Genomic DNA, 19017 nt, shown 5'->3' on the forward strand with positions numbered 1-19017 from the left:
CCAGATCCTCGACACCATCCAAGACCTGCTGAACTGCTGGACCGGCACCTGCACCACCTGCCACCGCCCCCTGCCCAGAACATCCACCACCAGCCCAAACCCAAGAGCCAGAGCGACCTAACGGAGTCCTACTAGCGAAACCCTGCGGCACATCACGCCCCTGGGCCTGGTCGCGGCCTTGTTCGACGGCGACTGGACCGATGAAAGTGCCACTCCCGCGGTCCTCATGTAGACGCCGCCCCGGGAAGGGGCGCGCCCTGTCCTGGGCTGTGCCGTCAGCCGGGTGTCTGCGATGTGGTGGTGAACAGGGCGTATTCGAGCAGGTCACCTCGAAATGACGTCGCCGGAAACTGGCACAGCCAGGGGTGCGCCCTGGATGTTCCGTCCGCATAGGAGGTCGTCTTGATTGGTGGTAGCTCGGAGTGGGGGTGGCTGGCGTCTTACGGCCGATACCAGGCGTCGCCGCCGTTTCGGAGTGCACGGCTGAGGTAGTCCGGCAGGTTGTTGGCGACCCACCGGCGACTGTCGCTCTCGTGCTCCCAGACGAAGATGTCGGGACGCTCGGGCTTCTGTACGAAGGCGAACTGATCGCCGCCTCCGTTGTCCCCGAAGAAGAGGAGGGCGTCGAACGGCATGTACAACTGGGCGAACGTCTCGTCGGACCAGAAGAGAAGGTTCCTCTCGGCGATCTGGTCGATGGGCCAGACGGTGTCCACGTGAGTGTGTCCGATCACCCCGTTGCTTTCGAGGAGCAACTGCCCCAATTCTGCCGGCAGGCTTCGCCTGAGCCGTGTCTCCGCCGCGACGAGGTCGGATGCCTGTGCCGGTTCCCGGAAGCCCACGCCGGGAAAGACCTCTGTCGCTGCCTGTCTCCACATGATCCAGAGCTTAATCAATCGCCTTCAGGGCGCCGGTGGTACGGCGGCGGTAGCGGATGAGGGCGCTGGCGATACCGGCGAAGGCCAGGAAGCGCTCGGCCTTGCGCTCGTAGCGGCGGTGCAGACGGCACCGGCTGTCATTCGTGTCGTCGTCTCGCAGCGGCCGATGCGGCGGGCGGGTGCTGGACACGGTAGCGAGATGTGTGGCGTTCATGCGGTCCGTACCAGGCGCCGGCCTCGGCCCACGCCGCCTCCCGCACGGTCAACTCCCTGGCCTCTAACGTATTGCGTTCGCCGCAGGTCTTTGCGATCGTCGTATTCATGGATCTGATCGGTGACCTTGCAGCCATCCGCGTCCCTGTGCCGCAGCCCGGTGACGTCACGCCGGAGGAGCTCTACCCCGACGCTCTCGCGGAGGCCGAACAGGCCCGCGCCGACTACGCGTTCGCCCTGGAGGCGCAGCACGACGAACTGCGCGAGGATCCTCTGCTGATCGCTCTCGGCAACGCCCGCGCCGCCCGCGAGGCCGCCGACCGTGAGATCCGCCACCTCCTCGCCTACGGACGGGAGTTCCACGGGGACCGTCCCTACAAGCTCGAACCCCTCGCCCGGGCCGGTGGCATGACGCCCTCCGGCATCCGCACCGCCTACGGCCCCAGCGAGATCCAGAACGTCGCCGGCCGGATCGGCCGCACACCCGACAGCCGCCGCGCCCGCCCCCCGGCCCCGCCGGAGCCCTCATGACCGACCACCCCGAGAGCGCTACACCTGCCTGCACCTGTCTGCCCGCCTGGCCCGCCCTGACCACCGTCATCGAGGGCACCGTCCACCCGGTCGTGCCCGCGCCCGCCCACACCCCCGCCTCCGCCCTCTACCTCGCCCGCTGCACCGGATGCGGCGCCGCCTACACCGGCCCGTGGAAACGGCTCAGCACCTCGTCCCGCGCCGCTCGAGGACGCCGCGCCGCGGGGCGCACGACGGGCCGCCCGTTGCGCACTGTCACGGTCCCGCCGAACCGTCCTGCCGTGTGCCTGCTGGCCGTGAATCGGCTGGGCGAGGGGCGAACGGAGGCGGCCGGTGAAGCGAAGGGCAGTGCTGAGCGTGGGGTGCGGGGCGTGCGCCGCCGTGGCCCTGGCGGGACGGACCGGGCTTCTCGGCGGCAACGCGTGGTGGGGACGGCCGCCAGCCGGGCATGGCGGGCTTTCGGGTTTTCGGCGTTGGCCGTGTGCCCGCTCGGTGTGAGGTCTCAGTGTTCTCTCATCGCCGGGTGGGCGAGTTCCCGGGGCGTTCTCTGGGTCTTTCGGGGGCTCGCTTTAGGATGCCCTGACTGCGGCGCACGCCGGGTGCGTCGAAGGGGAGGGGGATTCGTTCATGGTGAACAGACGTGGCCTGTACGGAGGTTGGAGGACGGGAGCGCTCCTGATCGCTGCGGTCATGGGTGCTCCGCTGCTGTCGGCCGCGCCCGCGGTGGCCGTGCACGGCGCGGTGCCCGGTGACTTCAACGGCGACGGCTACCGCGACGCCGTGCTGCCCGCTCCGGGGGCGAACGTCGCCGGCAAGGCGGGAGCCGGTGCCGTGGCCGTGCTCTACGGATCGAAGTCCGGGCTGTCGACGTCCCGCAGGGCGATCATCACCCAGAACACCACAGGGATTCCGGACACGGCCGAGCCGCACGACGGATTCGGTGGCGCCACCGCGACGGCCGACTTGAACCGGGACGGCTATGCGGACCTGGTGGTCTCCGCCCCGTACGAGGACACCGCGAGAGGCCAGGACGCCGGCACGGTGACGGTCCTGTGGGGCAGTAAGAAGGGGCTGACATCCGGCACCAACCTGCCGGAGACCGATGCCGGCAAGTACTACGGCCTGGACGTCGCGGCGCTGAGCGTCGGCCCCGGCGCGAAGAGCGAAGTGCTTGTTGCCGGGTACGAGGGGTCGATGCGCTTCACCGGTCCGTTCAGCAGCCGCGGCACGTACGGCGGAGCCGTGCAGAACCGGGACACCGCCTCCGTCGGAAGCGTCGCGCTGGGCGACTTCGACCACGACGGCTCCCCGGACGAGGTGGCCGTCACGGTCCGGCTGAGCGACCTCAGCGGCGGCGAGGTGTACGTCGACCCCGTCTACGGCGGCGCACAGCAGAGGGGCAACGGCCTGGTCACGGCCACCGGGGACGTCAACGGCGACGGATACGCCGATCTCGTGGCCGGCGACCCGGACGAGCCGGACAGGGCCGGGATCGACGGTGCGGTCGGTGGCCGGGTGCTCGTCTGGTACGGCTCGGCACACGGCATCGCGCGGGACGCGCAACCCGTGCAGCTCACCCAGAACACCTCAGGTGTCCCCGGCGCGAGCGAGAACGGGGACGGATTCGGCGGTGCCCTCACGGTGGCCGACCTCAACCGTGACGGGCTGGCGGACATCGTGATCGGCTCGCCGCAGGAGGACACGGCCAAGACGAACGCCGGGCAGGTCACGGTCGTCCCCGGCCGCCGCACCGGGGCACTGGGCGGTGGCGCCTACGCCTTCACCCAGGACACCGCCCACGTCCCCGGGGCCGGCGAGGCCGGGGATCACTTCGGCACCACCGTGGCCGTCGGCGACATCAACAAGGACGGCCGACCGGAACTCTTCGTCAGCGCTGCGGAGGAGGACAACGCCACCGGCGCGGTGTGGGTCTTCCCGGGCGGCACTGCGGGTCCCACCGGCAAGGGCAGCCGCATGATCACCGCCCCGTCTGTCGGCTTCCCGTAGAAGGACAGCACCCTCCTCGGCGGCAACGGGCTCCTCGGAGTCATCTGAGCGGGACACCCTCACCGGCAGCCAGAGCCGACGAGGACGAGCGCTGGCCTCTGGCTGTCACGGCCGCAAGCCTGTCCCAGCTACGTATGCGCCGATGAGGCGCACCGGGTGTGCATCAGTTGGTACGAGGTACGTATCGGGGGCCTGACCCCACGCCGACGCCGTTGGCGGATGAACTCCGGCGACGTTCTTGTGGTTCTCGGTGAGGAACTGCACAGCGAAGTCGATGACGGCACGGGCGATGCCTTCCGCCGCGTTGGCTCGGCCCGCGATTCCGGAGTGCCTGACCATCCCTGTCGGTGTGCAGGCCTCGGGCGCGCACGCCGCCGCATTGTCGTCGGCCGTCGATGCTTCGAATGGACTCCATCCCCCGTCCCGCCCCGCATACCACCGTCTGTCCTGGCCTGGGGTTGTCCTGGGGGAGGCTGCTTTCTTCGTACAACCCTGGGCAGGGTGTGTGGGTCTGAGATCGCGAACTTTGATCTATGCCTGGTCCCAGCGCCCGCACGGCGCGTCGGGCCGGCCTCTTCTGCGATACGGACCCGTATGCGTACATCTGCTGTGGCGGCCACTGGAACAGCGACCGCCGCCCTGCTGCTGTCCCTGGGCGCGACCCCCGCCCAGGCGTCGCCCACCCCGGTGATCACCAAGGTCGTCGTGAACAAAGGCAAGAACATCGTGGTCGGCCCCAGCGCCACCACCTCGTTCACCAGCCAGATCACCGCGAGCCACCCCGCCGGGGTCTCCTACCAGTTCGTCAACCTCTGGCACGGCACCACCTACGACACCTACGACCGTGCTGTCTCCTACTCGGACGTGCCGCAGTGCACGACCAGCGGCACCGCCACCACCTGCGCTTTGAAGCACCAGATCACACCCGACCCCAGGGAAATGACCAACCTTGTTTCCAACGCGCAGGCCGGCACCTGGCACGTCTTCGCCTACGCCTGGAGCAAGGACCGCACGGAGACCGCCTTGTACGACTACGCCACCATCAAGGTGCAGCGCGCCTCCAAGCTCACCGTGAACGCATCCCCCGAGCCCGTCAGGCAGGGCAAGACGATCACCGTCACGGGTGCTCTCACCCGGGCCAACTGGAACACTCACACCTGGGCCGGTTACAGCGGCCAGAGCGTGAAACTGCAGTACCGGCCCAAGAACGCCAGCACCTACACCACCGTCAAGACACTCACCACGTCCAGCACCGGCAAGTTGAGCACCACCGTCAAGGCCTCTGCCGACGGCTATTACCGCTACGTCTTCGCCGGCACCTCCACCACGCCCGCAGCCACCGCCGCCGACTACGTCGACGTCACCTGATCCAGTCCCACACCTGCGGCGCCCGCGGATCCAGCGGGCGCCAGCCGCACTGCGCCGACCGTTCAGGTCTTCGTCTGTGCGAATCGTGCCGGACGGGCGGCTGCTCCATTAATGATCTACGGTCTTGATGCCCTGCTCCACAGGACGGTAGGGCATCGGCGGCCCCGACACCGCGCCCTGGTCCGGGGCCGCCACCCCAGCAGACACTGCCGTCGTGCCCGCACACGGGCCGAGACGCCGCGCCCGGTGCTTGCATGCCGGTGGCGGGTTCGCCTTGGTCCGGCCTGTGGTGGAGAAGGTGGGGGTCTCCCCGTGCGGGCGGTGGGTGGTCGGCCGACCGTTCAAGGGCCGGGGCAGGGTGCCTGTGCAGACTTCGTCGTCTGCCCGTCGATGTCGCTCCGTGAGAGGACAGGGCGAACATCTGAACAGACTAGGGAGTGTTCGGTTCGTGTCTGGTCGTGCCGGTCCGCGGCAGCGCGCGTTTGGTGCCGTCGCGGTCCTGGGTGCTTGCGGCCGTGTCGTGGCTGTTGCCGGAGCATGGGGCGACCTGCGACGGCGGGGGGCTGGGAGACCGGAGTCGGTCTCCCAGCCCTTTTGCACCGTGCCGGGTTTCTTGCGGCTCAGGCAGCGGGCGGCGGCACAATCGCCCAGTCGGCGCCCGGCGTGCTCTCGCTGCCGTCGGCGAGTACGGCAGTCACCCAGTAGAAGTGGGTGGTGCCGGTGGCGGCCGAGTGGTCGCTGTAGGAGGTGCTGGTGACGAGGGTGTCGCTGGGCAGGTTCACGTACTGGCCCGCGGTCCGGTCCCAGCGGTAGACGCGGTAGCCGGTGGCGCCCTCGACCGCGTTCCAGGACAGATCAACCGTGCCCGAGTCCGTGGGGGAGGCGGTCAGCTCTACTGGGGAGGTCTCGGGCGTAGCGATTGACGGGGTCAGATCGAGCTCGGTGACGGCCCTGGCTTCGGCCGTGCGGGTCCACTTGAAGCTGGAGTTGGAACTGGTGTCGACGGCGTCGATCCAGTAGCAGTGCTCGTCACCGTCGGGCAGGGTCGCGTCGACGTAGTGGGTGGTGGTCGGGCCCAGATAGTCCCATTCCACTCCGGAGCACATGGCGGTGCCGTCGTCGCTCTCGTACACCTCGCCCCGGTAGACCGTGTACCGCTTGAGGTCGGGCTCGGTGTTGGCGTTCCAGTCCAGGACGATGCCGTACTCGGTGGCCCGGGCGGTCAGCCCGGTGACGGCAGCGGGTGGGGTGGTGTCCTGGTCGGAGGCGAGGGTGGTGACGGTCGCGGTGACGGAGGCTACGGAATATCGGCTGGCGCTGTCGGACCCCTTGACCACGTAGTGGTAGGTGGTGTTCGCGGCCGTCGCCTTGTCGGTGCAGGTGTACTGCCACCGGCCGTCGGCCAGCCTGGTCGAGGTGGTGTCGCACGACACCGGCTCGGTGGAGGTGCTCACCGGCAGGGTCCTGGAGCGGTACACGTGGAAGGCGTAGTAGTTCCCGTCCGTGTCCGGGTTGATCTTCCAGGTCAGGACGACCCGGGCGGCGTCGGGCGTCGCGGTGACCTCGTGCGGTGCCGCGACGGGGCGGACCGCCCTCACGACGGCGGGCTCGGAGGCCCGGCCGGCCCCGTCGTAGGCCGTTACCCAGTAGTTCGACGTCTCCTTGGACCGCGGGGCCGTAGTGTCGGTGAGACTCGTGCCCGTCGTGGACGCGCTGAAGTCGGGCGTTCCGTTGCGGTACCGCGTCACGCCGTACTTCACCGCGCCGGGCACGGCATTCCAAGGTCAGCTTGATGCCCTCGTCCAGTCCCTGCGCGGTGAGGCCGGTCGGCGCGGTGACGGCGGTGGTCACCACCTGCTGGTCGGCGCTGCCCGTGGAGACATTGCCCGCCTTGTCGTAGGCGCGGACCTCGTAGAAGTACGTGCGGCCGGGAACGGGCGGGAGGTCGGAGACGGTGATGCCGGTGGTCGTCGCGACGTGCTGCCAGCTGCTGCTGTTCTCCTCACGACGGTAGAGGCGGTAGCCCGCGAGGTCCATCTCCTTGTTCCGGGACCAGGACACCACGGCCTTGGCGGTGGCATGGTCGAGTCTCGCGGCCACCCCGGCCGGGGTGAGCGGCTTGACCTTGTCGACGGTGGCGGAGGTACGGGGGGCGTAGGTGACCTTGACGTTGGCCGCGCCTGTCCAGGCGACGAATTCGACCCGGAGGGTGTGCTTGCCGGAGGGGATCGTGACGCTGACCGACTTCTTCTGCGTGGAGGAGACGTTCTTCCACAGGTCGATCTTGCGGACGCCGTCGAGGTAGACGCGGATGCCGTCCTGCGCCTCGGCGGCCAGCGTGAACGGGCCGCCGGAGCCGAAGTCGCGGGTGACGCTCCAGCGGACCGAGAAGTTGTCCTTGGGCAGGGTGACGCCGGCCGGGTCGCCGGTGCCGTAGTTCTCGCTGATCGCGCTGTCGCAGGCGGTCAGTTTCGGGCTGCCGCCGAAGCTGGTGTTGGCGTAGAACTGCGCCTTCCAGGTCGGGGAGGTGCACGTGACGGCGGCGGAGGCCGGGGTGGCGGTGGCGGTGAGCAGACCGCTTGCGGCCGCGGTGACGGCGGCGGCGCAGACGGTTCTCATCCGGGGACCGGTTCTCACAGGGGGTGATGCCTTTCGAGCCTGTTCGAGGGGGCTCGTAGATGACGAACGATGCCGAGGTTTGGTTGTACGGACCCCGAGCGGCGGTGGCGCTGCTGGACGCGGCTGCAGTGCCAGCGACGGGCCGAGGTGATCGACGATCCGGTCGGCAGCGGACTTGGACACGAGGTCGCCGAGACGGGCCCCCGAACAGGGGCGCAAGTTGGCGCAGTGTCAGGTTCGTCCGCCAGTACGAGGCGACCAGCAGCACGCGGTCCTCCAGCGGCAGGCTCCACGGCCGGCCCCTGCGCACCGGATCCGCACCCTCGCGCCGCAACGCGGTGACCAGCTTGCTGAACTGTCGCGGGCTCAGCCCGCTGAACGGGGCTATCCAGGATGGCTCCGACGCCGTGATCACACCAGCCACACCAAGATCATCCTCTGTGGTGGCGGCTCTACGCGATGCCCCCGCAGAATCCGATGGCGCGACGCAGCTCCGGCGTCAAGAATCGCCGGATGCATGAAGTGAATCTGTCCGACGGGGTCATCGCTCTGTCCCCGCTGCGCTTGGACGATGCCGAGGCGCACCTCGCGGGGGAGGACGAGCCGCTGGTTCGCTGGCTCAGCGGCGGTCCCGGCACACGCGAGGGCGTCGAAGCGTACATCCGGCACTGCCGGGAACAGTGGGAGACCTCCGGGCCACTCCGCGCTTTCGGCATCCGGGTAGGCGCCGACGAGGCGCTGGCGGGGACGATCGACCTGCGGTTCGCAGCAGAGGGCTTGGCTCCCGGCCAGGTGAATGTCGCCTACGGCCTCTACCCGTCCTGGAGGGGGCGCGGCCTGGCCACCCGCGCGGTCCTCCTGGTCTCCCGGTACGCGGCAAGTGAGGGCGGGAAGGAGGCGGTGATCCGGGTAGAGCCGGAGAACGCCGCTTCTGCCGCAGTCGCCCAGCGGGCGGGGTTCATCCCCGGCAAGCACACGCACGGCGAGAACGGGACATGTCTCGACTGGTACATCCGGGACCTGTGCATCGAGACCCAGTGACGACCCCGCTGCCCTCAAGCCGGCATGAGGGCGTTTCACAACGGTGACCAGCGATTACGGGACAAGCCTTAGGGCACAGTTCACGTCAGAGCAGGCGGACTCGAAATGACCTTGCTGGCTTCGTTTCTGCGAGGTCCGCCAGGCCGCGGCTTCACGCCCACCCAGCACACCGTCAACCGCTGAGAGTTTGTGGGGGTCTTCCACGGCTACGGAAGACCCCCACTTTTCCGAAGACCACCCAGATCCAGGAAGGTCGGTTCGGTCGGCGGGCGGCAGCTGTGGCCGTCCGCTCTCACAGTCTGTGCGTCTGGGCCGCCCAGACGATCCGTGAAAACCCTCAAAGTCGGCAGGAATGCCCGGGATTGATGCCGAGTACTTCCGGAACCAATTCCCTTACCCTGAACGTCGCAGGGACCTCGAGACTGGCAAGGGCACGCGGTCTTCCCGTCGAGCGGCTACTCGGCGGACCTGCTAGGACCGTGGGCTGCGCCTTCATGACCCAGATCCCGGGTTCGGTTCGCCGTGGAACGGCGAACCGGGCAAGAGAGGTCGGAACGTGACCACTATGTCTCCATCCGGCGGCAATGGTGCCCCTCGCCGCCAGGGCAGGCCACCAGGAGTCTCCGCCGTAGTGCTGATTGTGTCCCTGATGCTGATGCTGATGGGGTTCTCGCTGAGTGCAGCGTTGCTGAATGAGACAACGCTGGCGATCCTGGCCGGCACCACCGCAGTCGGCCTTGCCGGAGAGGTAACGCGCCGAGTTCTGGCGAACTCTCCGGTGCAGGAAGCGACGGACGTATCGCCTTCGCTGGCCGAGGGTGACCCGAGCCACCCGCAGTGAACCGAGATGGGGCGCCGCGAGCAACCCATCAACCAGGGCAGCAGCGATCTTGCCCGCTTTGCTTTGGACCTACGGGCGCTACGCCGAGCAGCCGGTCAGCCGACCTACCGACAGATGGCGAGGAAGACACACTACTCGGCGCCCGCACTGTCGAAAGCGGCCAACGGCTGCACGCTGCCGTCGTGGGCCTGTGTGGAGGCATACCTGCGGGCCTGCAGTGTGGCTGACCCACACGTCCTCAGTCGGTGGCGGTCGCGTTGGGGCGCCCTTCGCGAGGGGACATCGCGCAGCCCGGTTGTAACTGGCGTAGGGCCAGTCATGCCCATGCCTGGTGCAGGTCTGTCGGCTGTTCCCGATGGATGTGATGGTGCGATCGTTTGCCAGCCGGGTGCTGCCGAGCGAAGAACTCTTCGAAGCTGTGGTCAGTCAGGACAGCGTCATGCGATGGCTGGCGACCGGCCGGGCGGACAGTCGGTCTGCGGCCGAGGCCATGTGCGACGATCACGTCGCCCACTGGGCCAGACACGGCTATGGCGACTTTGCGGTCAGGGATGCCGCAACGCACGCGTTTCTCGGCCGGGTGGGACTGCGGAATCGGCCCCAATACGGAGTCGACCTTGGTTTCGCCTTGCACCCACGGGCCCAAGGACGCGGGATCGCCGGCGAAGCGGGCCGTGCGTGCCTGAACCTCGCGTTTCGCCGCCTCTCGCTCCCTGCCGTTTTTGCGTTTGTTCTGCCCGACAATGCGGCCTCGAGGTGTGGAACGTCGCGTAATTCCCCAGCCGGAACTTCACGGAATGGGCCAAGGACATCGCGGCGCCGACGCCTTCGTCCCCATGCGGGCGCCGGAGCTGCTCCTCGTTCCCCACGGCCGCCAGGGTTTCCGGGCCGCCTGATAGCCGCCGATCATTAGGGCTGGTCAGGGCGGTCAAGGGTGGGCGAATGCCCAGCGCGAAGCGCCGCCGAAGGCGCCCTTGAGGGCACTGTCCAGACCCACACTCAGCAGTCGGGCGGCCCGTCACCGGCCGCAACCAACTGGGGAATTACGTGGAGCTGAAGGTGCCTCCGATGGGGAAGTGCATGAACGCTCACACTGCCGACAGGACCTGGGCTTGTCCCCAACGACGCGCCCGTGCTGCCCGACCATGTGCTGGCCGCCGCGGGTCATCCGGGGCCGGGGCCTCGCTTCGCCGACCCGGTCTGGGACATGGGTCCGTTCCTGCCGCGCAGCAACAGCGAGCGTACGATCGTGTTCACATCGGTCGATGACCCGGTCACTGCCCTGGTGCTGCGGGAATACCTGTACTCCCGTCTACGGCGCGGCAACGCCTCCCTGGTCCGGCGAGGCCCGATGAAGCTCACCGGAATCTTCGGGGCCTTCCAAAAGGCTCGGACCGTCATCGCCACCTTTCAAGCGGTCGGCGCCCGCCGACTTGTTGACGTGACCCCGGATCACCTGCAGGCCGCACTGGAGTGCTGGCAGACCGTCTCGGCGGAGGAGGCGGCACTACGGGTGACCGCCGTGAAGCACCTGTTCGCGCATGGCCCGTTCCTGACCGCCGACCGGCTGCTGATCAACCCCTGGCCCGGCCGGTCCGGGCACGCGGTGGCCGGAGTGGTCCGCGACGCGGAGAACACCACCGAGCGCATCCCAGAGGAGATCATCGCTCCACTCGTGAAAGGCGCCGTCTTCTACGTCACCACCGCCGGACCCGACATCCTGGCAGCTCAGCGCGAAAACGCCGAACTGACCGCCGCCCACCAGACACCGCGTCCCTTCCGCGGCAACGGCTCCGCCCGGGCCCGGATCGAGGCGTATGTGGACGAGTTGCGTGCCACCGGCCGCGGAGTTCCCGCCCTGCCCAAACGCCAGGCCCCACGCCGCCCGAGCGTCCCCATGATCAACGGAGTGCTGCAGGCACCCAACGCCGCGCTCGTCGCACGCATGACTGGAGTGTCCGCCTCCGCAGAGGTCCGCCGCTACCTCACCGAGGCAGCCGCCGAGCTCGGCTACCAGGCCGGCGGCCTGCGGACCGCGCTGTCGATCTGGCCCAGCAGCGGACGCCCTTGGCGGTCGGGCCTTGGCCCGCTGGAACTGGCCACCGAGCTGGTCCACATGCGCACGGCCTGCTGGATCGTGATCGCTTACCTGTCCGGAATGAGGGACGCCGAAGTCCGGGAACTGGCCCCCGACTGCGCCTTCACAGAGAACGGTCCGGATAGCCGTATCCGCCACAAACTGCGCGGCAGGGTCCTCAAGGGCCGCAAGCTCACCGGCGAGGAAGCCGAATGGGTCGTGCTCGACATCGTCCACCAGGCCGTCACGCTGCTCACCGCCGTCAACGACGACCCGACCCACCTGTTCGGCCACAAGGGCATGACCAGCAACAGCCTTGTCCTGTTCGGCTCGGTCAACAGGCGCCTGAACGACTTCCGTGACCACCTCAACGAGCTGTTCAGCACCCCGGACGCCCCCTACGTGCCGCTCCACACGGCCACACCGGCGCCGGATAACGACACGCCCGCTCACGATGAACCGGAGGGTGAGGAAGGGCAGGAGGAACCCATGCCATGGCGGCTGAGCACCCGGCAGTTCCGCCGCACCCTCGCCTGGCACATCGCGCACCAGCCGTTCGGCGTCGTCGCCGGCGCCCGGCAGTACCAGCACGCCGAACTCGCCCTGTTCGAAGGCTACGCGGGTACCTCGGCTTCCGGGTTTGCTGCCGAGGTCGCCGCCGAACGCGCCATCGCCCAGCTGGACTACGTCGAGGACCTGTACCGCGACTGGAACGACGGCCACCGCACCAGCGGAGGCGCCGCCGACCGCGTGAACGCCGAGTTCGCCCGGATCCGCCGGGAGCTGGGCGACCTGCCCGGCATCACTGCCAGCCCCGCCCGGCTGCGCACCATGCTCCAGCACCTGACGAAGACCCTTCACCCCGGCGTCCTCAACGACTGCTTCTACCAGCCATCCACCGCCCTCTGCGCGAAGCGGGCCCAGCACACCGGCCGGCCCCTGCCGCTGCTGACCATGTGCCTGACCTGTCCCAATGCCCGCCGCTCCAGCGTCCACCTGCCCCGCCTGACCACCGCCCGCGCCCAGGCACAGCGCCCGCTCGACGCCCCGACCGGACTGTCCCGCCTCCAGACCGCCGCGCTGACCACCCACATCGCCGAACTCGACCATGCCATCGCAGAACTCACCTCCACCGAAAGCCCCGACGCATGAATGACCCCGCCGCACTGCGGCTGCGGCACGCCCTTGAACACGCTGGCATTCCGGTACGGCCGGGCACCGACCAGGCTGTCGTACACGCCTTCGAGCGGATCGTGACCGGCAACCCCGAACACACCAGCGGCACCCTGACTGTCTCCACGCTGTGCACGGAAGCGGGTATTTCGCGCGCCACCTACTACCGCTCACCCCTGGCGAAGATCATCACCGGACTGCTCCGGACACCGGACGCGCCCCGACCGCAGACCGACACCCTGACGGCGGAGATCGCCCGCCTCAAGAAGGCGGACCGCACGCTGCGCTCCCAACACGCGGCCGAGCAGCGGGAGGCACGCGCCACCATCGCCGCCTACGCCAACCACATCCAGACGCTGAGCCTGCGGAACGCCGAACTCGAAGCAGAGAACGCCACCCTGCGCGAAGCTCTCCGCCAGGGCGGCACCGTGGCCTCCCTCCCTGTGACGCGTTGAATGCTGCCGTCGGAAGGACTGTCGCGCCTCCTCTCTGGCGGGGAGGTGCCCCTATGCCTTTGGCCAGGGAAAACAGTGCTGCGTTGAGACGGGGTACCGACTGGCTACCACAAGGAGGGCTTCACCGCTTGGTCCAGGTCGATCAGGGCTACTTCCGGGCGGAGAACATCTCGGCGGGGAACGCAGGTTTCTCGAGGCGCAGGTGAAGATCGATGTCGTACACCCTCCCTCCGGGAGGGTCATGTCGCTATATTCGCGCTGTCTTGTGAGGCTTCGTCCTCGGAGTGCGGCTTCAGGACGCCGCGCCCACGCGTACGGTCTATCTCGCGCCATTCCGGCCGCAGTCCAGCCAGATTCGTGGTGAGGAAGTACGCGGCGCCGCAGGCGAGCAGCACCGGCACGAGTCCGACAGCGGTCACCGCCGCCCCGGCGAGTAGCCCGCCGAGAGGGATGCCGGCCCAGGCCAGCGAGTCACCGAGCGCGTTGACCCGGCCCAGCATCCGGCGCGGCACCCGCTCGACGAGGACGGCCCCCAGCACTGGGTTGACGAAGCCGGCACCGAACCCACTGACCGCGAAGACGGCCAGTACCACCCCCAACGGGGCATCGAAGGCGAGGATCAGGAACCTCGGTGCCCCGGCCAGCAGGAATCCGGTGAGAACCACCACCCGCCGCCGCAGCCTGTGCGCGACCACCGAGGCGATCAGGCTCCCGCCGACCCCCGCGGCCCCCATCACGCTGCCCATCAGGCCGATCGCGGTCGGCCCGTTGCCGGACTCCCTGGCCCAGACGGGTACGAGCACCGAGGTGATCGCCGCGTCCAGCAGGTTGGTGATGCCGACCATGACGATGACGGTGAGCAGCAGCGGCTCGCCGCGCAGGAAGGTGAATCCCTCGCCGAACCGCCGCCAGTAGCCCGGTTCCGTTTCCCCCGCCGGCGAGGGGGCCTCCTCGACCGCGTGCCCCATGCCGCGAGGCAGCGCGAGTTTGATGATCACCGATCCGAGGGCGAAGCAGCCCGCGTTGACAGCGAGTCCGGTCAGGGGACCGAGCAGCGCCACCAGGGATCCGCCGACCGCCAGGCCGATGGTAGAGGCGAGCCGCTCGATAACACCGGCCAGACCGGTGGCCCGCTCCAGCGGCACCCGGCCGCGCTCAGCCGCCTCCGGGACCATCACCTCCTTGGCCAGGTCGCCAGGTCCCCGGGCCGCGCCGATCAGGGCGACCAGAACCAGCAGAAGGGGAAAGGACAGCAGGTCCAGGGTGTGGAGCAGGGGGACCGCGGCGGCGGCGGTCGCGCTGGCCAGATCGGTGGTACAGGAAACGGCCCGCGGGCCGATCCGGTCCACCAGAGGCCCGGTGAACGCCTTGACCACCACGTAGGGCGCCATCTCGCAGAAGGCGACCAGTCCGGTCTGGGTGGCACTGCCGGTCGTGACCAGGACGAACCAGGGCAGTGCCACAACGGAGATCCGCGTGCCGGTCAGCGACACAACCATGGCCGCCAGCACCCCGCCCAGCGGGCGTAAGGACCTCTTGCCGGGTATGCCGCCAGTCTCCGAGGCGTCGTTGGTCATGACGTCGGGCTTCCTTCCTCTTCCTGAGGGCCGGAAGGGAGCGGCGACGCGGCAGGCGCATCCCGTTCGGGCAGGATCTGCGTGATCACAGCGACCCGTTCGGCTCCGTCCGGGGCACTCGCCGCCATCTCCGGCGCGTCTCGCCGGTAGCGCGCAATGACTTCCGCCAACTCCCGGTACAGGGCGGCGGCTTCCTCGGGCGTGAGCCGCAGGGCCCAGTCGCTCATATCGAAGGTGTTTCGCCATGCGCGTGGCATCGTCTGAAGCCCGCTCAGGGTCTGCTGCGTGCGCAGGGTGTAGATGGCGGCGACGGACTGCAGGTAGGCCAGTGTGGCCTCGGGCTCCCGCTCCGCCAGCTCCGGATCGTTGAACCAGGTTGTCCGGTGCACCGAGCGCCACCAGCGCTCTCGCGCGTTGCCGCGTTCGGTGTCCTCCTCGACGAAACCGGCCGCGCCGAGCTGCCGGAGGTGGTAACTGGCCGTACCGGAGTTCACACCCAGCCGCTCCGCGAGGCGGGTCGCTGTCGACGGGCCGTACTTCCGCAACAACCCAACCAACTGCACGCGCACCGGATGCGCGAGGGCTCGCAGCCCCTTGGCATCCAGAACAACCGAGTCAGCTTCGGTTTGGGGGCCGTCCGGCCTCACTTTTGGGTCAGTCATACCGCGCACTCTAGACCGCAAAGGCTTGTTCGCGAAGACTTCTTTGCGAACAAGCCTTTGCGGTCTAGACGGCCTTCGCTGTGCCGCTGCTCAGACACGTCCTCGAGTCATCGGCGACGAACGTTGTCCTTTGACAGCGAAGTTAGTCGGGTCGAAGTCGCTGACCTGCGCGGACTAACTTCGCTGTCAACGCAGTCGCGTGACGCTTCTTTCGGCCCGGACCCCCTGGCCGCCTGCGCCGACTGGGTTGGATGGCAAGGAACGTCATGTGGAAGGCCAACCTCTTGCAGTGAACCTGCGTCGGCCGCCCGCGGGCCGGTGTGGGCCTTCCCCTTTTGCCGGGGCGACGTACCTCCCGGCAACGGTAGTTCCGCGCGATAGCGGGCTCACGCGGCGCTGCGAGGTTCACGGCGCCGGTACGGCACCGATCTGCTGCATCACCCCGAGGAGATCGGGCTGGCCCCGTTCGCCGACGATCCGGCCGTCGGCCAGGTAGTAGAAGTTCATGGCCTGCACCGAGATCTTGCTGCCGCTCGCCGGGATCCCGAAGAATTCACCGTCGTGGGTTCCCCGCATGGTGAACGGCGCGGCCACAGTGTCGCCTTCGGCGACCGTCTCCTCCAGCGTCCACTGGACGTCGGGGAAGGCGCCGCGCATCATCCCGATGACTTCCATGTATCCATCGGGCCCTCGCAGTGGTTCCGGGTGGCTTGGCGCGTGGAACACCGCGTCCGGAGAAATGACCTCGCGGGCGAGATCCTCGTTGCCCGTGTTGATGAACTCGACGAAACGGTTCATCACTGACTCGGTGGACTGCGATGGCATCTTGCTGTGCCTCTCCAGAGACGTTTGGGCGGATACCTGGGAGCGTAACATCGAATCGATGCTCACATCGATTCGATGTTCGCGTGCGAAGATGGACTCATGCTGGAACTCGCGATACTCGGCTTCCTCGCCGAGGGACCCCTGCCTGGACACGAGCTGCGCCGCCGCGTCTCACAGCTGACCGGTTACACGCGGCCGGTCAGTGACGGCAGCCTGTATCCGGCGATCAATCGCCTGACCAGGGCGGGCTTGATCGAGCGGCGCGCCGACCCGGCCGCAGGGGCGGCCCGGTACGTGCTCAACCTGGCTGCGGCCGGGCGGGCCGAAATGCTTCAGCGTCTACGAAAGCCCGCCGACCACGAGATCACCGACTTCACCCGGTTCTACGTCGTCCTGGCATTCCTCTCTCACCTGCCCGACGTGGCCGAACAGCACGCGGTGCTGCGCAGACGGCTGGAGTTCCTGGAAGAACCGGCGAGTTTCTTCTACGACAACGAGCGGCCCCTGCGTGCCGAGGAGATCGCCGACCCCTACCGGCGGGGCATGCTGCTCACCGCCCGCGCCACCAGCCGCGCCGAACGGACCTGGCTGCGCGAGACCCTCGGGGAGGAACCGCCCGTATTCGACACCGGATACACCGACAGCGATCCGCATGCGCCCGCCGCTCCCGCGAGCTGACTGTCCACGGAGGTACCCCCATGCTTGCATCCTGGTACGACGACCAGGGACCCGCCGCCGATGTCCTGCACGTCGGTGAACTCCCTGATCCCGTCCCCGGCCCCGGCGAGGTCCGCGTCCGCGTCACCGTCTCGGGCGTCAACCCCGGCGACACCAAGAAACGGCGCGGCTGGCTCGGCTCGTCCATGCCCTTCCCACGGGTGATCCCGCACAGCGACGCCGCCGGAGTCATCGACGCCGTGGGCGCCGGAGTCGACGTCCACCGCGTCGGACAACGGGTCTGGGTACACGGCGCCCAGTCCTACCGCCCCTTCGGCACCGCCGCCCAGTACACCGTCGTACCCGACCACCAAGCCCCACCCCTGCCCGACCACCTCAGTGACGAGCTGGGCGCGAGCCTCGGCATCCCCGGCATCACCGCCCACCGCACCGTCTTCGCCGACGGCCCGGTCGACGGCCAACTGGTCCTGGTCCACGGAGTCCTCGGCGGCGTCGGCTCCCTGGCCGCCCAGCTCGCCCACTGGGCCGGCGCCACCGTGATCGCCACCGTCCGCCGCACCGCGGACCTCGACCGCGTCGACCCGGCCGTCGCCCACGCCATCGCCCTGGACACTGGCGAGCCCGCCGCTGCCATCCGCTCGTACGCGCTGCGGGGCGTCGACCGGATCATCGAGGTCGCGCTGTCTGACAACGCCGATCTCGACAACGCCGTCGCCGCCCAGGGGGCCGTCATCGCCGCCTACGCCACCCGCGCGGACCGCACCGAAATCCCCTTCTGGCCCCTGCTGTTCAACAACGTCACCCTGCGGCTGCTCGGCAGCGACGACTTCCCCGCCGAGGCCAAGCGCCAGGCCGCCCGCGACCTCACCTCCTCCGCCGCCGTCGGCGCCCTCACCGTCGACGTCCGCGACCGCTACCCGCTGGACCAAATCACCAAGGCCCACGACCACGTCGACACCGGCGGTGGCCACGGCCGCATCCTGGTCACCCTCCCCCAATAGCGCAGACTCGGAACACCGGTCCGTAACCAGCAACCCCCGTCTCATTGACGACTACTGGATCGCTCACCTCACACGACTAAGTTCACTGTCAAAGAAGCCGAAACGACTGGGTTCGCTGTCAAACGACTCGATTGGATGACAAGGGACAAACGTGCCTCGTCTACGGAGGTGCGCCGCCTGAGACACCCTTGGGCTGAGACACCTGCACAGGTCGCATAACTCCGTCCAGTGCGGTCGCGTCCGGCAGCTGCACGGCCCCGGCCACGACCTCCGGAAACGCCAGACCCATCTCGGTGCCGCGTCTGGAGCGCAGGACCGCCCGGCCCGCATCCACGGAGACAAACGCCCGGAACCCATCCCACTTCGGCTCTCCGGCAAAGCCCGGCGGCAGATCGGGCCTGGGCACTGGCGTGGTCAGCATTGGCTCCGGCAGCGTCCATGTCACGTCCCATCCCTTCCACCTGGCCTGTCCGCCACCCGAGTGGCTCATACTGCTGGCCATGACGTTCCCGCTCGGCACCCGTGTGTACGTGATGACCGTCGCCTTGCTGGTGTGCGTGGTGAGCAGCGGAGCCTGCTTCGGCTTCGTCCTGGACGGATGGATGGGCGCCGTGGTGGGCGCGACTACCACCGGCCTGGGCGCGGGATTCGGAATGCTTGCCCGCCCCCGCCCCGTGGTGACTTCCGTCCAGGCCGTCAGCGGCGACGGCTATGCGGAAGGGATCGCCGACACGGTGCTCTTGAGCATCGCGATGTACGAGGCTGCGGTCTTCCCGCTGACCTCTGACGGGGCGAGCGATGAGGAACAGGATGCCCGTCGCACCGTCGCTTACCGGCTCTCCGCCTATGACGGCCTGCCCCGTTCCGTTCGGGTGTCGGCGGCCGCCGCGTTGGAGGCCCTTGACGACGGCCTGGACGCCGAACGGGCCCGAGCTGCGGTGAAGGACCTGTCACTCGCGGTCTACGACTCCCGCGGCCGTCGCTGACTCCCGGGCCGTGCGACCGCAGCAGAAGACCGCGAAGCCCCCGACCGGACGATGCTGTCAAAACTCGGGTTCTGGCACGCTTTCC

General features: G+C 68.7%; 17 protein-coding genes and 3 pseudogenes. 12 read left to right on the top strand and 8 right to left on the bottom strand.

What is annotated here, in order from left to right:
• Positions 1 to 440 precede the first annotated feature (440 nt).
• Positions 441 to 878: an SMI1/KNR4 family protein gene (locus ACZ6D7_RS45495; protein ID WP_469504386.1), complete on the bottom strand. Its 438-nt coding sequence runs from the start codon at positions 876 to 878 to the stop codon at positions 441 to 443.
• Between the two features lie 10 nt (positions 879 to 888).
• Positions 889 to 1068 (bottom strand): hypothetical protein, encoded by a 180-nt coding sequence (locus ACZ6D7_RS45500; protein ID WP_469504447.1) that lies wholly within the window; start codon positions 1066 to 1068, stop codon positions 889 to 891.
• A 131-nt stretch (positions 1069 to 1199) separates the two neighbouring features.
• Here ACZ6D7_RS45500 and ACZ6D7_RS45505 point away from each other — a divergent pair, with 131 nt between their 5' ends.
• From ACZ6D7_RS45505 to ACZ6D7_RS45515, 3 genes are all read left to right on the top strand, one after another.
• Entirely contained in the window at positions 1200 to 1622 is a 423-nt protein-coding gene (locus tag ACZ6D7_RS45505; RefSeq protein ID WP_469504389.1) for a hypothetical protein, read from the top strand.
• Positions 1623 to 2312: 690 nt separating this feature from the next.
• A complete protein-coding gene (locus ACZ6D7_RS45510) occupies positions 2313 to 3629 on the top strand; it encodes a VCBS repeat-containing protein (RefSeq protein WP_469504392.1) in 1317 nt (438 codons plus the stop codon).
• A gap of 594 nt (positions 3630 to 4223) precedes the next feature.
• Positions 4224 to 4997: a calcium-binding protein gene (locus tag ACZ6D7_RS45515; protein WP_469504395.1), complete on the top strand. Its 774-nt coding sequence runs from the start codon at positions 4224 to 4226 to the stop codon at positions 4995 to 4997.
• Between the two features lie 620 nt (positions 4998 to 5617).
• Here ACZ6D7_RS45515 and ACZ6D7_RS45520 read toward each other — a convergent pair.
• The 3 genes and pseudogenes from ACZ6D7_RS45520 to ACZ6D7_RS45530 form a co-directional block, all read right to left on the bottom strand.
• Positions 5618 to 6769 carry a fibronectin type III domain-containing protein gene (locus tag ACZ6D7_RS45520; RefSeq protein ID WP_469504450.1) on the bottom strand — a complete coding sequence of 384 codons (1152 nt, stop codon included), beginning with the start codon at positions 6767 to 6769 and terminating at the stop codon, positions 5618 to 5620.
• Positions 6770 to 7226: 457 nt separating this feature from the next.
• Positions 7227 to 7616, bottom strand: a pseudogene (locus ACZ6D7_RS45525) (PA14 domain-containing protein); the annotation flags it as partial.
• A gap of 117 nt (positions 7617 to 7733) precedes the next feature.
• Positions 7734 to 8040 (bottom strand): annotated as a pseudogene (locus ACZ6D7_RS45530) (helix-turn-helix domain-containing protein); the annotation flags it as partial.
• Positions 8041 to 8129: 89 nt separating this feature from the next.
• Here ACZ6D7_RS45530 and ACZ6D7_RS45535 point away from each other — a divergent pair.
• The 6 genes and pseudogenes from ACZ6D7_RS45535 (at position 8130) to ACZ6D7_RS45560 (ending at position 13203) form a co-directional block, all read left to right on the top strand.
• Positions 8130 to 8657, top strand: a complete 528-nt coding sequence (locus ACZ6D7_RS45535) for a GNAT family N-acetyltransferase (RefSeq protein WP_469504398.1) — start codon at positions 8130 to 8132, stop codon at positions 8655 to 8657.
• 631 nt (positions 8658 to 9288) lie between these two features.
• Complete coding sequence (locus ACZ6D7_RS45540; RefSeq protein ID WP_469504402.1) at positions 9289 to 9498, top strand: hypothetical protein; 210 nt, start codon at positions 9289 to 9291, stop codon at positions 9496 to 9498.
• 6 nt (positions 9499 to 9504) lie between these two features.
• Positions 9505 to 9720: pseudogene (locus tag ACZ6D7_RS45545) on the top strand (helix-turn-helix domain-containing protein); the annotation flags it as partial.
• 142 nt (positions 9721 to 9862) lie between these two features.
• The gene (locus ACZ6D7_RS45550) at positions 9863 to 10411 is read left to right on the top strand and encodes a GNAT family N-acetyltransferase (protein WP_469504444.1); all 549 of its coding nucleotides are present in this window, start codon (positions 9863 to 9865) and stop codon (positions 10409 to 10411) included.
• A gap of 219 nt (positions 10412 to 10630) precedes the next feature.
• Positions 10631 to 12727: a hypothetical protein gene (locus tag ACZ6D7_RS45555; RefSeq protein WP_469504404.1), complete on the top strand. Its 2097-nt coding sequence runs from the start codon at positions 10631 to 10633 to the stop codon at positions 12725 to 12727.
• Positions 12724 to 13203: a hypothetical protein gene (locus tag ACZ6D7_RS45560; protein WP_469504406.1), complete on the top strand. Its 480-nt coding sequence runs from the start codon at positions 12724 to 12726 to the stop codon at positions 13201 to 13203. The genes ACZ6D7_RS45555 and ACZ6D7_RS45560 overlap by 4 nt, the downstream gene beginning before the upstream one ends.
• Before the next feature lie 239 nt (positions 13204 to 13442).
• On the opposite strand, the gene ACZ6D7_RS45565 is transcribed toward ACZ6D7_RS45560, so the two are convergent.
• From ACZ6D7_RS45565 to ACZ6D7_RS45575, 3 genes are all read right to left on the bottom strand, one after another.
• Positions 13443 to 14780 (bottom strand): MFS transporter, encoded by a 1338-nt coding sequence (locus tag ACZ6D7_RS45565; protein ID WP_469504409.1) that lies wholly within the window; start codon positions 14778 to 14780, stop codon positions 13443 to 13445.
• A complete protein-coding gene (locus ACZ6D7_RS45570; RefSeq protein WP_469504412.1) occupies positions 14777 to 15442 on the bottom strand; it encodes an ArsR/SmtB family transcription factor in 666 nt (221 codons plus the stop codon). The genes ACZ6D7_RS45565 and ACZ6D7_RS45570 overlap by 4 nt, the downstream gene beginning before the upstream one ends.
• A 405-nt stretch (positions 15443 to 15847) precedes the next feature.
• Complete coding sequence (locus ACZ6D7_RS45575) at positions 15848 to 16333, bottom strand: ester cyclase (RefSeq protein ID WP_469504415.1); 486 nt, start codon at positions 16331 to 16333, stop codon at positions 15848 to 15850.
• A 33-nt stretch (positions 16334 to 16366) separates the two neighbouring features.
• Here ACZ6D7_RS45575 and ACZ6D7_RS45580 point away from each other — a divergent pair, with 33 nt between their 5' ends.
• The 3 genes from ACZ6D7_RS45580 to ACZ6D7_RS45590 all read left to right on the top strand — a co-directional run bounded on the left by ACZ6D7_RS45580 (position 16367) and on the right by ACZ6D7_RS45590 (position 18932).
• Entirely contained in the window at positions 16367 to 16945 is a 579-nt protein-coding gene (locus ACZ6D7_RS45580; RefSeq protein ID WP_469504418.1) for a PadR family transcriptional regulator, read from the top strand.
• Positions 16946 to 16965: 20 nt separating this feature from the next.
• Positions 16966 to 17946: an NADPH:quinone reductase gene (locus ACZ6D7_RS45585; RefSeq protein ID WP_469504420.1), complete on the top strand. Its 981-nt coding sequence runs from the start codon at positions 16966 to 16968 to the stop codon at positions 17944 to 17946.
• Between the two features lie 500 nt (positions 17947 to 18446).
• The gene (locus ACZ6D7_RS45590) at positions 18447 to 18932 is read left to right on the top strand and encodes a hypothetical protein (RefSeq protein ID WP_469504423.1); all 486 of its coding nucleotides are present in this window, start codon (positions 18447 to 18449) and stop codon (positions 18930 to 18932) included.
• The last annotated feature ends 85 nt before the right edge of the window (positions 18933 to 19017 follow it).

The organism is Streptomyces sp. NPDC041784 (assembly GCF_055591025.1).

Coding starts and splice junctions, on each gene's coding strand:
- ACZ6D7_RS45535 (WP_469504398.1), top strand. CDS start 8,130: ATGCATGAAGTGAATCTGTCCGACGGGGTCATCGCTCTGTCCCCGCTG.
- ACZ6D7_RS45585 (WP_469504420.1), top strand. CDS start 16,966: ATGCTTGCATCCTGGTACGACGACCAGGGACCCGCCGCCGATGTCCTG.
- ACZ6D7_RS45580 (WP_469504418.1), top strand. CDS start 16,367: ATGCTGGAACTCGCGATACTCGGCTTCCTCGCCGAGGGACCCCTGCCT.
- ACZ6D7_RS45495 (WP_469504386.1), bottom strand. CDS start 878: ATGTGGAGACAGGCAGCGACAGAGGTCTTTCCCGGCGTGGGCTTCCGG.
- ACZ6D7_RS45505 (WP_469504389.1), top strand. CDS start 1,200: ATGGATCTGATCGGTGACCTTGCAGCCATCCGCGTCCCTGTGCCGCAG.
- ACZ6D7_RS45560 (WP_469504406.1), top strand. CDS start 12,724: ATGAATGACCCCGCCGCACTGCGGCTGCGGCACGCCCTTGAACACGCT.
- ACZ6D7_RS45590 (WP_469504423.1), top strand. CDS start 18,447: ATGACGTTCCCGCTCGGCACCCGTGTGTACGTGATGACCGTCGCCTTG.
- ACZ6D7_RS45515 (WP_469504395.1), top strand. CDS start 4,224: ATGCGTACATCTGCTGTGGCGGCCACTGGAACAGCGACCGCCGCCCTG.
- ACZ6D7_RS45510 (WP_469504392.1), top strand. CDS start 2,313: ATGGGTGCTCCGCTGCTGTCGGCCGCGCCCGCGGTGGCCGTGCACGGC.
- ACZ6D7_RS45570 (WP_469504412.1), bottom strand. CDS start 15,442: ATGACTGACCCAAAAGTGAGGCCGGACGGCCCCCAAACCGAAGCTGAC.
- ACZ6D7_RS45565 (WP_469504409.1), bottom strand. CDS start 14,780: ATGACCAACGACGCCTCGGAGACTGGCGGCATACCCGGCAAGAGGTCC.
- ACZ6D7_RS45550 (WP_469504444.1), top strand. CDS start 9,863: ATGGTGCGATCGTTTGCCAGCCGGGTGCTGCCGAGCGAAGAACTCTTC.